The following is a 14,467-nucleotide window of genomic DNA, read 5'->3' as shown; positions in this document are numbered from 1 at the left end:
ATAGCCAGCAAAAACACTGGCTATTCCGTCCAAACCGCCCCACAATCGAACGTTTCAGCGAAATAGCCAGTGAGATTACTGGATATTTTCGTGTTGACTTCCATTTTTGGCGAAATAGGCCATCAAATATGGCTTATTTCACAAACAACAACCGGCGGCCCGGCTTATTTCTTCAAATGATACGGAACCGTCGTCACGATCACGTCTTTGCGGTACAACAGCGCGGTGCGAATCGTAAAGCTCGTCTGGTTGTGCAAAATGTTGTGCCAGCCCTTCTTCGGAATGAACTGGGGAATGATGACGGTCACCTGGTAGTGGTTCTCCCGCGCTTTGCGTTCGATCGTGTCGATAAATTTCATCAGCGGATGAAGAATGCTGCGGTACGGCGAATGCAGCGAAACGAGCCGGATGTCCGGCATCCACTTGCTCCACTTTTCTTCGAAGATCGCTTCTTCCTCCCGCTCGAACGGAATGTGCACCGCGATGATCTGGTCGGCGGCCAGCGACTGGGCATAAAGAATCGAATGCTCCACGACGTGGGTGATGCCCGACACCGGCAAAATGACGACGTTGCCTTCGATCGGCATCACCGGCTCGCACGTCGACAGCCGAAGTTGTTCGCCTACATCCAGGTAATGTTTGTTGATGCGCAGGAACGCATAAATGATAAGCGGCAGGAAAATCAGCACCGGCCACACTTGTTCGAACTTGGTCAGAAAAAACATCATCGAAACCGTCAGGCTGATCAGCGCGCCGGCGGCGTTGATCAGCAGCTTCGGCATCCAGCCCGGCGGCTTCTGCCGGATCCACTTCAGAATCATCCCGGTTTGAGACAGGGTGAACGGGATGAAGACGCCAACGGCGTACAGCGGAATCAGGTGCTCCGTTTGCCCGTGAAACGCCACGATCAGCACGATCGACAACAGGCCGAGCATCAGGATGCCGTTCGAGTACCCGAGCCGGTCGCCGCGCAGCGTAAACATCCGCGGGATGAACTTGTCCTTGGCCAAATTGACGGCGAGCAACGGGAAGGCCGAATAGCCGGTGTTGGCGGCCAGAATAAGGATGAGCGCCGTTGTGCCCTGAATGAAAAAGTACAGGAAGCCGCGGCCGAACGTTTGCTCGGCGATTTGCGAAACGACGGTGACTTCCGCCCGGGGGCTGATCCCGTAATAATAAGCGAGAAACACGATGCCGGAGAACAGCAGCGCGAGCAGCAGCCCCATCGCCGCGAGCGTTTTCGCCGCGTTGTGCGGCGCCGGCGCCTTGAAGTTCGGAATCGCATTGCTGATCGCTTCCACCCCGGTCAGCGCCGAGCTGCCGGAAGCGAAAGCGCGCAGCAGCAGGAACAGGCTGACGCCCGCGATTGGCGTTCCCACCGGCGTATGCAGTTCCGGAGCAACATCGCCGATGGCGATCCGGTAAAGCCCCGCTCCGATCAGAATAAACAAGGCCAGCACGAACAAATACACCGGATAAGCAAGCACGGAAGCCGATTCGGTAACCCCGCGCAAATTGAGCAGCGTAATCAGGCAGACGAATACAACCGCAATGCCAACCGTATGCGCATGCAAACTCGGAAACGCGGACGTGATGGCGTCGGTTCCGGCCGAGACGCTGACCGCTACCGTCAGGATGTAGTCGACGAGCAGCGAGCCGCCGGCGACAAGCCCGGGATATTTGCCAAGGTTCTCTTTGGAGACGACATATGCCCCGCCGCCGTGCGGGTATGCAAAAATGATTTGCCGGTACGACAAGACGAGCGCCGCAAGCAGCACCAGCACGCCGATGCCGATCGGAACCGAATACCAGAACGCCGCCGCGCTGATCGTCACAAGCACCAGCAAAATTTGTTCCGGACCGTATGCGACGGACGACAAGGCATCGGACGACAAAATCGCCAAAGCTTTGATTTTGTTAAGCTTCTGCTCGCCCGACTCGGTCGATTTCAGCGGGCGTCCGATCAATACCCGTTTGAGGTTCATGAACAATGAGGACACCGCCTTCGCGAGTTTCGATTTCCATTGTTTTCTTTTACCCTCGACTGCGCGAAACGCTCATGCATCCCCTAGAATCTCCCCAATTTGTTTTTTTTAGCACAGCAAAAAACCGCAAGGCATCCTTGCGGCGGACAATCAGCCGAAGTCGTCTCACATCCGCGGTGGACGCTTACGAGGTTAGCTGGCGGATTCGGGCTTTCGCGGTAGCCCTACGGCAATGCCCATGCGGCAAAGCCGATTCACCCCTTGCGCCTGCGATCTGGCGCCGTTGGTTCCCCCGTTTTCGATAAACGAAATTCAGCGACTGCGTGAACAAAGTCATCTTACCGCGATCGACGCTTGGAAGTAAATCGACGTTTCCACGGAATTCCGGGCGATTCCGGCAACCTATAGCCGATGTATGCGGATACAAGATCGCCGCTCTTTGGCGCAACGCTTCTTTCGGCGAAAATCGAAACGAAAGGCTGAACCGCCAGGCGGTTCAGCCTTGTAGAAGCTTGCTTATTTTTTCAACCCGTCCCACGTTTTCTGGAAGTCGTCGAGCATTTGTTCCTTCGTAAACTTTTTGCCGACGTAGCCTTGCATCGCATCGCCGAACTTTTTGCTCGACGACTCGCCGACCGGGAATTTGAACCAGTTCCAGGTGAGCGTCTTGCCGTCCTTGCTGTACTTGATGATGTCGGCCGCAAGCGGGCCAAGCACGCTTTCGTCAGCCGGAATCGTCGTGAACGCCGGGATGAACTTGAACTCGTTCGTAATCGTCTTTTTGCCGGCGTCCGACGTGACCATCCAGTTGAGGAATTTTTTCGCTTCGTCTTTGACGGCCGAATTTTTGTTTACGACCCAGTTGTTCGGCACGCCGACCGGCAGCTTATCCATCGTCGCGGCGTCGTCGCTGATCGGCATCGGCAGGAAACCGATCTTGATGTTCGGGTTCGTCTTCGAAATTTGCACCTGCGTCCAGTTGCCCTGCTGCATCATCGCCGCCTTGCCGGTGGCGAAGTCGGTCACCTGCGTATGGTAGTCGGTTTGCAGCGGGTTCTTGTTGCCGTATTTCAGCGTCAGGTCAAACAGCTTGACCCAATTGTCGAACGCCGCGTTGCCGCTGATTTTGGCCGTGCCTTTGTTCAGGCCGTCAATGAACGCGTTCGGGTCCGGCTGCTGCGCGAACGGCAGGTTCACGAAGTGGTTGCCGAGCACCCACCATTCGCCGTAGCCGTTTTCGAACGCCGTAATGCCTTTGTCCTGCAGCTTCTTCGCCGCGGCTTCCAGCTGCGTCAGCGTTTTCGGCAGTTCGGTAATGCCGGCTTGCGCGAACAAATCCTTGTTGTAGATGAAGCCGTATCCTTCGAGGTTCAACGGCTGGCCGTACAGCTTGCCGTTTTTCGTCATCGGTTCGGCCGCGCCTTTCACCAGATCCTTGACCCATGGCTGATCGGACAAGTCCTCCAGTTGGTCGACCCACAGATCGAGGTCGGAATAACCGCCGTTGTTGAAAATGTCCGGCTTGTCGTTGGAGTTGAACTTCGTCTTCAGCGCCGCGCCGTAGTCCGCGCCGCCGCCGACGGTTTCCACCTGGATTTTCACCCCGGTCTGCTTTTCGTATTCGGCGATCAGTTTGTTCAACTGCTCGGCAATTTCGACTTTAAACTGGAACATTTTGATCGTGACGTTTTTTTTCGGCGTGGCGGAAGCGGAAGCCGAAGCACCGGCCGACGGCGAAGGGCTGCTTGCGTTTTTCGTGCCGTTGTCCTTGTTGCCGCAGCCGGCCGCAACGGTTGCCGTAAGCGCAAGCGCCAGCCCGCCGATCATCATTTTTTTCATCGTAAGAACCTCCCTGGTATTGATCTCTTTTGCACTTCCTATACTAATCGCTCTGAAAAAGGAATCCCACTGACGATATTGAACGGTTAGGTGGAACTTGTTGCACTCCCTTTTCGCCGTCGCGCTGCCGTTACCCTTTGACCGAACCCGCGGTAATGCCTTCGATGATATGCCGCTGCATCGCCAGGAAGAAGACGACGATCGGCATGACGCCGAGCACGAGCGCGGCCAGCGCCAGATCCCACTGCTTCGTATATTGGCCGAAAAAAGAATACGTCGCCAGCGGAATCGTGCGGATGTTCGGGTTGTTCAGCATCAGCAGCGGCAGCAGGAAATCGTTCCAGATCCACAGGCTGTTCAGCAGCACGATCGTCACCGTCATCGGCTTCAGCAGCGGGAAGACGATACGCCAGAACACGCCGTACGCCGTGCACCCGTCAACGACGGCCGACTCTTCGATTTCGCGCGGAATCGCTTTGATGAAGCCGTGGTACAGGAACAAGTTCAGCGACACGCCGAACCCGAAGTAGCAAATGACAAGCCCCGGTATGCTGCCCATCAGGCCGACGTTCGACGCAACCTTGACGAGCGGAATCATGATCGACTGGAACGGGATGACCATCGCCGCTACGAAGCAGCCGAACAGCAGCCGGTTGAACCGGCTCGGCGCCCGGACGATGCGGTACGCCGCCATGCCGCTGATCACGACGAGTCCTGCGTTGCTGAACACGGTAATGAGCAGCGAGTTCAGAAACACTTTCGGGAATTGAATGATGTCCCACACGCGCGAGTAATTGTCGAAAGAGAGCGATTTCGGCAAACCGGCCGTATCCGCCAACAGGTCGCCGAAGCTTTTGAACGAATTCGCCAGCACGAAGTAGAACGGCACCAGGAACAGCAGCGCCAGTACGACGGCGATCAGCTCAAGCGCGAAGGTGCGCAGCGAATAACGTTGCATCGTGCCCATCACGCCTCGACCTCCTTCTTCTTCGTGTACGTGACCTGCAGCACCGTAATGAGCGCCACGACGATAAAGAAGACAAACGCTTTCGCCGTGCCGAGCCCGTAACGGTTATTGCGGAACGCTTCCTGGTAAATGTTGAGCGCCACCGATTCGGTCGAATTGAACGGACCGCCCTTGGTCAGCGACACGTTAAGATCGAACATTTTAAACGCCCACGATATGGTCAAAAATAAACAAACCGTCACCGCCGGCATAATGAGCGGCACTGTCACGCTGCGCAGCAGGGTCAGTCGCCCCGCTCCGTCGATGCGCGCCGCTTCGGTCAGCTCCTTCGGCACGTTGTTCAGTGCCGCGATGTAGATGACCATCAAATAGCCGGCCCCCTGCCACACGCTGACGATCACGATGCCCCAGAAGGCGGTCGGCGCGTCCCCGAGCCACGGCAGCTGGAAGAAGCCGATGCCGGTATGCTCGCCGAGCGTGGCGAACACTTTGACGAAGATGAATTGCCAGATGAAGCCGAGCAGCAGCCCTCCGATCACGTTCGGCAGGAAAAAAGCCGTGCGCAGCACCATGCGCGTCTTGAGCGCCTGTGTCAGCAGCAGCGCCAGCGCGAAGCCGAGCGCGTTCGTGAGCACTACGGAGGCGACGGAGAAACGAATCGTAAACCAGAACGCATGGCGGAAATCGCTGTCGTGCAGCACGATTTGGCGAAAATTGTCCAACCCGACCCACTCGATGCCCGCACTGATCCCGTTCCATTCGGTGAACGAATAATAAACGCTGAGCAGGAACGGCACGGCTACGATCAGCGCGAAGCAGACGAGCGCCGGCCCGACGAATACGCTTTGCCGGATCAGGCCGCCGGCCCATTTTCGCCCATTCATATTCGGTCAGCCCCTTTCCTTTCTCACATGGGAAACGTTTCTTCCAGTATAGCCGCGCAATGTGTCCTCCTTACACAGACACTGGTGACGAGTAAGGTGGAATTTATTGACCCGGGCTGGTACAATGGGGCCACATTCGATTAAATAACGCCGCCGGCGGGAGGACGAATTCATGATCCGAAGCAGCATCCGCAACAAGCTTGTGCTGTTTATGCTCGTCGCAACGATCATTCCGATCGCCGCGTCCATCGTCATTACCTATGTCATGACGAACAATCGCGTCACGGACGAAACGGTGGCGAGCAGCTCCCGCCTGCTCGAGCAGGGCACGGCGAACATCGTCAACTACATGAACACGATCAACAAGGCGACGCTGTCGGTTTACCTCATCAGCCAGGGAACGAGCTTGTACGATATTTTGTCCACCGGCGGTTCGGACTATTTGAGCGACCGCGAAATTTACCGCGCGATGCAGGCGATTTATTACGCCGTCGACGAATCGGAGCAAATGTACCTGTACGTGGCCAAAAGCAAGCTAGCTTACGCCATCGCCGCCAACCGCTCGTTCCGCCGCCTGGGCGACGCCGCTGTCGATTCGGCCGGCGGCCTGGCGCTCGGCGAAGCCCGGCTGCTGCCGCCGCACCCGGCGCGCAGCTATGCGGACACTTATATCCCGGAGACGGTTGTGCTGACATTCCAGCGCTCGTTGTACGACGTGCCGTCCAAAGAGGATCTCGGTTTGCTGATGGTCGATATCCGCCCCGATGTCATCGCGGCGATCAGCCGCCAGCTGTATGCCGAAGGGCAGGAGGAGCTGTATATCCTCGACCGTTCGGGAACGGCCGTTTACGCTTCCGAGCCGGGGCTGATCGGCCGGCAGCTGACGGACGGCTGGGTGCGGGAGCTTCAGGCGGAAGAAACGAACGCCGGCCATTTCCGCTGGAACGGCAAAGGGTTTGCCGGCGTGCTCGTCTACGAAAAGATGAAAACCGATTACATGGACTGGACGATCGTCAAACGCATCCCGAACGCCACCTTGTCCGCGAACGGCCGCCAATTGACGCTGGTCAACAGTCTCGTTTATACGTTGTTTCTGCTCATCGCCATTGCCGCCACCGTCGTCATTTCGATCCGGTTTACGAACCCGATCAAGAAGCTGATCGGCTACATGCACCGCATCCAGACGGGCAGCTGGAACGTGGCGATCGACATCCGCAGCCGGGACGAATTCGGCATCCTCGCCCGCCGCTTCGCCGACATGATGCAGACGATCGACCAGCTTGTCGTGCGCGAATACCGGCTGGCGCTGGCGAACAAGACGAACGAGCTGAAGGCGCTGCAGGCGCAAATCAATCCGCATTTTCTGAACAATGCGCTGCAGTCGATCGGCACGCTGGCGCTGCAGCGCGAGCAGCGTCAAATTTATTCTCTCATCGCCGCGCTGGGCAAAATGATGCGCTACGGCATGGACACGAACGAATCGATCGTGCCGCTGGCGAGGGAGATCGATTACGTCAAGGCATACATCGAGCTGCAGAAGCAGCGGTTCGGCGGCCAGCTTCAGGCAGGCTTCGCCGTCGCCGCGGATACGCTGGCCGAACCGGTGCCGAAGATGATCGTTCAGCCGCTGGTCGAAAACTATTTCAAGCACGGGTATTACCGCGAAACGCGCGAGGGGGAACTTGCGCTCTCCTGCCGCCTGGAGGACGGCTGGCTCGTGATCGAAACGGCCGACAACGGGCCGGGGCTGGCGGAGGAAGCGTTGGAGCAATTGCGCCGCAGGCTGCGGCAGGACGATTTCCCTGCCGCCGAACCGGCCGGAAGCAGCATCGGTCTGGCCAATGTGCTGTCGCGGCTGAAGCTGACGTACGGCGACGAGGCGCGGATGGATATCGCAGCCGTGGAGCCGCACGGCTTCCGCGTCACGCTGCGCATTCCGCCGGCCGGACCGCGTGCGGCTAGCGGCGGCTCGGGACGCGAACCACATGGGGGGAGTGAAGCATAATGAAAGCGCTCATCGTCGACGATGAACAGCATGTGCGGGACGCCATCCGCCTGTTGATCGACTGGAACGAATTCGGCATCGAAACGCTGCTGGAGGCGGACAATGTGGCGGAAGCGATCGCCTGCGTCGAACGCGAGGAACCGGAAATCGTGTTCACCGACATGCTGATGCCGGGGCCGAGCGGCATCCGGCTGCTGGAATGGCTGGCGGAGCGGTACCCGCGGACCAAAACGGTCGTGATCAGCGGCCACGACGACTTCGAATTCGTGCGCAATACAGTCAAGTTCGGCGGCATCGACTACATCCTTAAGCCGATCGTAGAAGACGAGCTGCGCGCCGCGGCGGCCAAAGCGGTCGATTGCCGCAAGCGCGAAGATCTTGCGCTGCAGACGAGCCGCGAGCGTTCGATTGAAGTGAACCAGCTCAAGCCGGTGTACTGGGATAAAATGTTTTCCAACCTTGCCGGCGATCCGTCTTATTACGACACGATCCAGGGCAGCCTGCAGCGCGAGTTCGGCCTGGCGGCGGACACGCGCGAATGCCGGGTCGCCGTGCTTCGCCTGTCCGCGCTCGACCGGGTCATCCGCGATAAATTCGCTTCGTCGCCGGATTTGCTGTTCTTCACGCTGAGCAACATCTGCAACGAGCTGCTGCGCGAGGCAGCCGCCGGCTACGCGTTCCGCTTCTGGAACAGCGACAGCGAAATCGTGCTGCTGCTTTGGCGCCGGCTAGGCGACGCGGAAGCGCTGCTTGCGCGCATCAACGCCGGCCTGTTCGCCGCGCTGCAAGGGCGCGCCGCGTTCGGGCTCGGCTCGGTACGCCCGTTCCCGGGCGGCGTCGCCGAGTCGCTGCGCGAAGCGCAGCGCGCCCTCAAGCGGCGCAATCTGCTCGCGCGCGGCGGCAGCGTGTTCGCCTATTCGGCAGCGGAAGCGCCGACGTCGTCGCCCGCGCTGCGGCTCGGCGAATACGAAGCCGGCTTGCGGCTCGCCGTGCGCAGCGGCAACGAAGAGCGGATCCGCCACGCCGTCTCCGGGCTGTTCGCCGCCATCCGCGGCCTGTCTTCGATCAGCGAGGAGCAGCTCGAGCTGTGGCAGTACGAATTTGCGCTGCAGCGCGAGCGCTGGCAGCAGGAGCTGTTCGGCGGCGAAACCGAACGGCAGCCGTCTATGGCATTGGCGGCAGAACTGGCATTCGAGCCGCCCGTGGCGGTCGACGGCACGTTGTCCGTCGCCGCCTGGGAGGAGCGGTTCGCGACCGGCATGATTGCGCTGGCGCGGCGGGTGGCGGACTTCCAGCACCGCGAAAGCCGCATCATGTTCGACATCGCCGCCTATATCGAGCGGCATTACGACGAAGAGATCGCGCTGCAGGATATCGCCGCGCGCTTCTTCCTGAGCAGGGAATACATTTCCCGCAAGTTCAAGCAGGATATCGGCGTCAACTTGTCCGATTACATCGAACGGATCCGGATGGACAAGGCGAAGCTGCTGCTGCTGAACCGCAGCTTGCGCATCGCGCAAATCGCCGCCACCGTCGGCTACAAGGACGAAAAATATTTCAGCAAGGTGTTCAAGAAGCTGGAGGGGAAAACACCGGGCGAATACCGGCGCGAGCACGAAGAAGGCGATGCGCCGGCCGAAAGGCAGCCGGGCGCATCGCCCTGACGATCAGATGAGTTTGATGCCGCTGAGGAATATAAGCGTCGCCATTATCGTGCGCAGCGGGCGAGCCGGCAGCCTCGTCGCCAGTCCGCTTCCGATCAAGACGCCGGGAACGGAGCCGACCAGCAAGTTGAACGCCAGGCTGTAATCGATATGGTTCAAGTTCGCGTGCAGCACCGAAGCCGCCGTCACGAGCAGGAAGGCGTGAGCGATGTCGGTGCCGACGACTTCCGTCGCCTTCAGCCGGTACAGAAAAATCATCGCCAGCGCAAACAGCGAGCCCGAACCTATCGACGTCAAACCGACGATGAAGCCGAGCACGAAGCCGATCGCTATCGTCATGCCGCGTTTGCGTTCGAGCGCCATTTGCTGGATGCGGTTTTCCTTGACGCGGTTGTGCAGCAATTGCCAGACGATCGTGGCGACTGCCACGACGATCAGCACGACGCCGAGCGCCTTTTTGATCGTGGCTTCCTGATTGTCGTAAGCCGCTTTATACAGCTGCAACAGCACGATGGAAACAGCCGCCCCGGGAATGCTGCCGTACGCCAAATAACGGACCATCTTCCAGTTGACCGTCTTTTGCCGGACATGCTGAATCGTGCCGAACAATTTCGTCACCGAATTGTAAAACAAATCTGTTCCGACCGCAACAGTCGGATTAATCCCGATGAGCACGAGCAGCGGCGTAAGCAGGGCTGCGCCCCCGACCCCGGTCATCCCTACAAGCAATCCTACAAGCAATCCCATCAAACCAATGTGCAAGCTCCAGTCCATCTGGTCGCCACCTCATAATACCAACTATATACATAGGAATTATATGCGGATAATCGTTCGCTGTAAAGAAAATTATAACGACCGCAACAGAATTAGTCTATGTGAGGTATAAACGTATGGGTGACTCTCTCCCATTGTTCGGAACGATCCGCTCCCAACCGACCCGAATCGCCGGCGGACGACAAGCGGGCAACTGCCTTTTTGTGGTATAATGATTTTTATGTGATCGATGCAAGTCAGCTGTTACAATGACCAAATGATGAAAGGCGAGGCGACGATGGGAACTCCTCTGGAAGTAATGAACGAACAGCTGTACAACGTCCGGACCACCAAAGCTGCCAAACCGCGCAAGCATACATACAAGCTGTTGTTTGCCACCTGGTTGCTGTTGATCGGCTCGGGTGTTTATGGAACCTGGATGTATTCGCAATATATGCGCGCCCAAATTACGACCGAGCTGTCGCAGCAAACGCAGCAGCAGTTGACCGTCGTTCAGGCGGATTACGACAAGCAGATTGCCGATCTGAAGACGGCGATGAACGGCGAAATGGCCGCGCTGCAGGCCAAGGTAGATTCGCTAAACGAACTGCTCGCTTTCACGAAGGACAGCGCCAACAGCAAAACCGACAACAGCAACCAGCTGTACACCCAGCTCGCCGAAGTGAAGAAGAAGCTGGAGGAGCTGCAGAAAAACCTGGACGTGCTCAAATGACCGCGATCAAAAACTTGAATCGGCTCATGCTGCTCGCCACCGCCCCGTTCGCCGGCATGCTGATCGTGCTGCTGTCCGTTTCGCTGCCGTATACGCTGCCCGATTGGGCGCCCCGTTCGGCGGCTGCGCCTTACGAGCCGAAGTCGGGGCCGATCATCAGCAGCATTGAACAGGCGGGCCGCGATACCGTGCTTATTCAGGACACGATTCAGAAATATTACAAGCTGTACGAGCAAAGCTCCACCGACGCCGCCGCCATGCTGAAGCTGGCCGTCAGCCAGGCGCCGCGGCCGCAGCAAATTTTCGACAACCGCATCGCCGCCGCCTTCGGCAAACCTATCCGGCAATCGAGCGGCAGCAACGCCGATCTCAAGCTGTATGCGTTCAGCACGGGCAACTACAAAGGCTATGCGATCAAGGCGGCGCTCAAATCGGACAAAGGCATGAAGCTGGCCCTCGGCAAAGACAAGCTCGGCGGCAGCGAAACGACGCTTGCCGCGGCTTCGCGCTACGGGGCAACGGCCGGCATCAACGCCGGCGGTTTCGCCGACGACAATTCCGGCCGCTACCCGATCGGAACAACGATGCAGGGCGGCAAATATATTTACGGCTTCTTCCCGTCCAAGGACAATCTCAACTTCGTCGGCTTAAGCCAGAGCCAGAAGCTGATCGGCGGCGTCTTCTCGCGCCAGAGCGAGCTGGACGCGCTGAAGCCGAGCTTCGGCGCCAGCTTCGTGCCGGCGCTGATCCAGAACGGCAGCAAGCTGGGCATCCCGAGCCCGTGGGCGACCGCCCCTTACCGCGCGCCGCGCACGGTCATCGGCAGCTTCGTCAACGACCAGTTGCTGGTGGTCGTCACCGACGGCTACGACGAGCGCGGCGGCTCCGGCGCCACGTTGGCCGAGCTGCAGGACAAGCTGGCGGCGATCGGCGTTCGGAACGCATTCAATCTGGACGGCGGCGGCTCGTCGACGCTCGTGTTCGACGGCCAGCTCATCAACAGCCCGTCCGACGGGCGGATGCGCAGCTTGCCGACGCACTTTCTGTTTTTCAAATGAGAAAACCTTTATCGATGCATCTCAGGATGAGCGACCGCGTTTAGAGGTAGGTTTTATCGCCAAATAGAATGTGAAAGTTTCCGCTACGTTCGGAAACTTTTACATTCTATTGTGGTAGACCGACAATGTTCACAAATTGGCCGTTTTCTTTTCCTTTCCCGCTGGTTATAATAATTGTAATGAGTGCCTTGGGCAACGTATAGGAGGCTTCGCCATGTCGATTACGTTCTGGATCTGCATTCTGGTGCTGGCATTGTTCATCACCGCCATGCTCACCTCTTCTTACAACGAGGACAAGACGAGCGGCCTGTAGGCCGCCCGTTGCGATGAAACTGCAGCAACGTACAGAGCCTCTCCTTCGCCGGCTTCCGGCGATCAGGAGAGGTTTTGCTTTCGTTGGATGCGCGGTTGGATAACCTTTTGACGGCCCCCGCCAGCCTTTCCTTCGAAAATAAGCCAAAAAAATGGCCTATTCGCCTCATTTTTGGTGCTTCGCTGAAAATAACCAGTGAAAACACTGGCTATTGCGCCCCAACAGCCCCAAATTCACACTTTCCAGCAAAATAACCAATGATTTCGCTGGCTATTTCGCCGACGCCTGCCATTTCCGTCACAATAGCCAATAAAACATGGCTTATTTCTCCGCTCATGACAAAAAACAACGCCCCTCCGCAGCGGGACGTTGTTCTCGAATCCAGTGATGCTACTATCAGCGATTGACGATCGCGTGCATGTCGTTCAGGCAGGCAGCGCAGACGAATTTATCCTTGAACTCGGCCACTTGCTCCATCGATGCGCAGAACACGCAGCGCGGGCGGTACCGTTCCAAAATGATGTGATCGCCCTGAACCAGTATTTCGACGGGGTCGCCTTCATTCATTTGGTAACGTTTGCGCAGCGATTTGGGGAGTACAATTCGCCCCAACTGATCGACCCTCCGAACAACTCCTGCCGGTCTCATTAATAGTTCCCCCATTCCGTGCGACAAATTTTGAGATAATCGGCGAGGCGCAAGCCCATCCGATATTCCTAGCCATATTCATTCGCCGCCCATGGCAGATAATCCTGCATAAGCGCGGCAAAAATCGCCGAATTGCCGTCAAGCCGTTCGCAAGCGGAACTTAGCTGACATCTCTATCATACTGCAAATTGGCCTTCAGAACAAATGACAGCCCCTGCAAGATTGCGAGACAAACAAGTCATTTCGTATCACCGCAAACCGGCAAATCCGGTCTGACGAAGCGCTTCGTACAGCATGATCGCCGCCGCATTGGACAAGTTGAGCGAACGCACGTCGCCCGAGATTGGCAAGCGCAGGCACGATTCGCGGTTCGCCTCGATCAACTCCCGCGGCAGGCCTGCCGTTTCCTTGCCGAATACGAGGAAGTCGCCGTCCTGATACGCGACATCGGTATACCGATGCTCCGCTTTGGTTGTGGCATAAAAAAATCGCGCCTCCGGGTACATCTCGCGCACTTCCGCGAAGCTGTCATGGTAGGCGATTTTGACGGCCGGCCAATAGTCGAGCCCGGCGCGCTTGAGCGTTTTGTCGTCCGTGTTGAAGCCGAGCGGGCGAACCAAATGCAGATGGGTGCCAGTCGCCGCGCACGTGCGCGAAATGTTGCCGGTATTCGCCGGAATTTCCGGCTCCACCAGTACAATGTGAAAGGCCATATCGTATGCTGCAGCTCCTTTTAGAGGTAGTTCAAGGATGAATTTACACTCGTTTTACGTATCCTTAATACGATGTTGATACTCCCGCGATAAAATGAATGCATCCCCGATAAGACTGGAGGCGCAACATGACGAAAACCAAAATACTGGTCGTCGACGACGAACCTTCCATATCCATGCTGCTCGAGTTCAATTTGAAGCTGGCCGGTTACGAAGTCCAATGCGTCTTCGACGGCGAAGCAGTGTTTTCGGCGATCCAGAGCTTCCGTCCGGACCTGATCGTGCTCGATTTGATGCTTCCTTCCATGAACGGCATTGAAGTGTGCCGGAAGCTGCGCAGCCGCAACAACCTGGTCCCGATCATCATGCTGACGGCCATGCAGGACCTCTCCGACAAAATCGCCGGCCTCGACAACGGCGCCGACGATTATATGACGAAGCCGTTCAGCCCGCAAGAGCTGATCTCGCGCATCCAGGCGATCCTGCGGCGGCTGAAGACGCTGCCGGCCAGCGCCGAAGAAGCGCCGATCGAAATCGGCAAAATCCGCGTGCTGCCCACGCAGCGCGAAGTGCAAATTGACGGCAACGCGATCGAACTGACGCCAAAAGAATTCGAGTTGCTGCTTTTCCTGTGCCGCAACCGCGGCAAGGTGCTCAGCAGGCAACAGTTGCTTCACGGTGTCTGGGACTATCATTTCCTCGGCGATACGCGTATCGTCGATGTGCATATCAGCCACCTGCGCGACAAGATCGAAGGCAACGGCCGTGCGCCGGAATATATTACGACGATCCGCAACGTCGGCTACAAGCTGACCGAACCGGCCAAAAAACAATCGTTCGCCTGACCGCTTCAGCGGCCGGGCACAAAACGAAAGCTCCGGTTATACCGGAGCTTTTACTGAATG

Annotated in this window: 13 protein-coding genes and 1 riboswitch; of the genes, 5 read left to right on the top strand and 8 right to left on the bottom strand. The window is 57.8% G+C overall.

What is annotated here, in order from left to right:
* Positions 1-164 precede the first annotated feature (164 nt).
* From EXY20_RS06275 to EXY20_RS06260, 4 genes are all read right to left on the bottom strand, one after another.
* Positions 165-1,985: an APC family permease gene (locus EXY20_RS06275; protein WP_407944894.1), complete on the bottom strand. Its 1,821-nt coding sequence runs from the start codon at positions 1,983-1,985 to the stop codon at positions 165-167.
* Between the two features lie 167 nt (positions 1,986-2,152).
* A riboswitch (cyclic di-AMP (ydaO/yuaA leader) is annotated at positions 2,153-2,313 on the bottom strand.
* A gap of 188 nt (positions 2,314-2,501) precedes the next feature.
* A complete protein-coding gene (locus EXY20_RS06270; RefSeq protein WP_135548797.1) occupies positions 2,502-3,824 on the bottom strand; it encodes an ABC transporter substrate-binding protein in 1,323 nt (440 codons plus the stop codon).
* Positions 3,825-3,954: 130 nt separating this feature from the next.
* Positions 3,955-4,791: a carbohydrate ABC transporter permease gene (locus EXY20_RS06265; protein ID WP_135548795.1), complete on the bottom strand. Its 837-nt coding sequence runs from the start codon at positions 4,789-4,791 to the stop codon at positions 3,955-3,957.
* Positions 4,791-5,675, bottom strand: a complete 885-nt coding sequence (locus EXY20_RS06260; RefSeq protein WP_135548793.1) for a carbohydrate ABC transporter permease — start codon at positions 5,673-5,675, stop codon at positions 4,791-4,793. The genes EXY20_RS06265 and EXY20_RS06260 overlap by 1 nt, the downstream gene beginning before the upstream one ends.
* Before the next feature lie 172 nt (positions 5,676-5,847).
* Here EXY20_RS06260 and EXY20_RS06255 point away from each other — a divergent pair, with 172 nt between their 5' ends.
* Positions 5,848-7,680 (top strand): sensor histidine kinase, encoded by a 1,833-nt coding sequence (locus EXY20_RS06255; protein ID WP_135548791.1) that lies wholly within the window; start codon positions 5,848-5,850, stop codon positions 7,678-7,680.
* Positions 7,680-9,344, top strand: coding sequence for a helix-turn-helix domain-containing protein (locus tag EXY20_RS06250; protein ID WP_135548789.1), 1,665 nt, complete (start codon positions 7,680-7,682; stop codon positions 9,342-9,344). The genes EXY20_RS06255 and EXY20_RS06250 overlap by 1 nt, the downstream gene beginning before the upstream one ends.
* 3 nt (positions 9,345-9,347) lie before the next feature.
* Here EXY20_RS06250 and EXY20_RS06245 read toward each other — a convergent pair whose 3' ends face one another.
* The gene (locus EXY20_RS06245) at positions 9,348-10,118 is read right to left on the bottom strand and encodes a sulfite exporter TauE/SafE family protein (RefSeq protein WP_235885383.1); all 771 of its coding nucleotides are present in this window, start codon (positions 10,116-10,118) and stop codon (positions 9,348-9,350) included.
* 277 nt (positions 10,119-10,395) lie between these two features.
* Between EXY20_RS06245 and EXY20_RS06240 the strand changes: the two genes are divergently transcribed.
* On the top strand, positions 10,396-10,830 hold the full coding sequence (locus tag EXY20_RS06240; protein ID WP_235885382.1) for a hypothetical protein: 435 nt from the start codon (positions 10,396-10,398) through the stop codon (positions 10,828-10,830).
* Positions 10,827-11,888: a phosphodiester glycosidase family protein gene (locus EXY20_RS06235; protein WP_135548787.1), complete on the top strand. Its 1,062-nt coding sequence runs from the start codon at positions 10,827-10,829 to the stop codon at positions 11,886-11,888. The genes EXY20_RS06240 and EXY20_RS06235 overlap by 4 nt, the downstream gene beginning before the upstream one ends.
* Before the next feature lie 521 nt (positions 11,889-12,409).
* On the opposite strand, the gene EXY20_RS38805 is transcribed toward EXY20_RS06235, so the two are convergent.
* From EXY20_RS38805 to trmL, 3 genes are all read right to left on the bottom strand, one after another.
* Positions 12,410-12,550 (bottom strand): hypothetical protein, encoded by a 141-nt coding sequence (locus tag EXY20_RS38805; RefSeq protein WP_167859025.1) that lies wholly within the window; start codon positions 12,548-12,550, stop codon positions 12,410-12,412.
* 47 nt (positions 12,551-12,597) lie between these two features.
* Positions 12,598-12,849 carry an AbrB/MazE/SpoVT family DNA-binding domain-containing protein gene (locus EXY20_RS06230; RefSeq protein ID WP_135548785.1) on the bottom strand — a complete coding sequence of 84 codons (252 nt, stop codon included), beginning with the start codon at positions 12,847-12,849 and terminating at the stop codon, positions 12,598-12,600.
* 248 nt (positions 12,850-13,097) lie between these two features.
* A complete protein-coding gene (trmL, locus tag EXY20_RS06225; protein WP_135548783.1) occupies positions 13,098-13,562 on the bottom strand; it encodes a tRNA (uridine(34)/cytosine(34)/5-carboxymethylaminomethyluridine(34)-2'-O)-methyltransferase TrmL in 465 nt (154 codons plus the stop codon).
* 128 nt (positions 13,563-13,690) lie between these two features.
* Here trmL and EXY20_RS06220 point away from each other — a divergent pair, with 128 nt between their 5' ends.
* Entirely contained in the window at positions 13,691-14,407 is a 717-nt protein-coding gene (locus EXY20_RS06220; protein ID WP_135548781.1) for a response regulator transcription factor, read from the top strand.
* Positions 14,408-14,467: the final 60 nt, after the last annotated feature.

Origin of the sequence: Paenibacillus cymbidii, from assembly GCF_004764705.1 — a bacterium.
In the GTDB taxonomy this organism is placed as follows: domain Bacteria; phylum Bacillota; class Bacilli; order Paenibacillales; family NBRC-103111; genus Paenibacillus_AN; species Paenibacillus_AN cymbidii.
The sequence above is the reverse complement of the archived record's forward strand: the minus strand, read 5'-3'. Positions and strand labels throughout refer to the sequence as shown.

Bases quoted from the DNA above. Each gene is read 5' to 3' on its own strand.
- EXY20_RS06260 (WP_135548793.1), bottom strand. From the start codon at position 5,675: ATGAATGGGCGAAAATGGGCCGGCGGCCTGATCCGGCAAAGCGTATTC.
- EXY20_RS06235 (WP_135548787.1), top strand. From the start codon at position 10,827: ATGACCGCGATCAAAAACTTGAATCGGCTCATGCTGCTCGCCACCGCC.
- EXY20_RS06240 (WP_235885382.1), top strand. From the start codon at position 10,396: ATGGGAACTCCTCTGGAAGTAATGAACGAACAGCTGTACAACGTCCGG.
- EXY20_RS06230 (WP_135548785.1), bottom strand. From the start codon at position 12,849: ATGAGACCGGCAGGAGTTGTTCGGAGGGTCGATCAGTTGGGGCGAATT.
- EXY20_RS06245 (WP_235885383.1), bottom strand. From the start codon at position 10,118: ATGGACTGGAGCTTGCACATTGGTTTGATGGGATTGCTTGTAGGATTG.
- EXY20_RS06275 (WP_407944894.1), bottom strand. From the start codon at position 1,985: ATGAACCTCAAACGGGTATTGATCGGACGCCCGCTGAAATCGACCGAG.
- EXY20_RS06250 (WP_135548789.1), top strand. From the start codon at position 7,680: ATGAAAGCGCTCATCGTCGACGATGAACAGCATGTGCGGGACGCCATC.
- EXY20_RS06255 (WP_135548791.1), top strand. From the start codon at position 5,848: ATGATCCGAAGCAGCATCCGCAACAAGCTTGTGCTGTTTATGCTCGTC.
- EXY20_RS06265 (WP_135548795.1), bottom strand. From the start codon at position 4,791: ATGGGCACGATGCAACGTTATTCGCTGCGCACCTTCGCGCTTGAGCTG.
- trmL (WP_135548783.1), bottom strand. From the start codon at position 13,562: ATGGCCTTTCACATTGTACTGGTGGAGCCGGAAATTCCGGCGAATACC.
- EXY20_RS06220 (WP_135548781.1), top strand. From the start codon at position 13,691: ATGACGAAAACCAAAATACTGGTCGTCGACGACGAACCTTCCATATCC.
- EXY20_RS06270 (WP_135548797.1), bottom strand. From the start codon at position 3,824: ATGAAAAAAATGATGATCGGCGGGCTGGCGCTTGCGCTTACGGCAACC.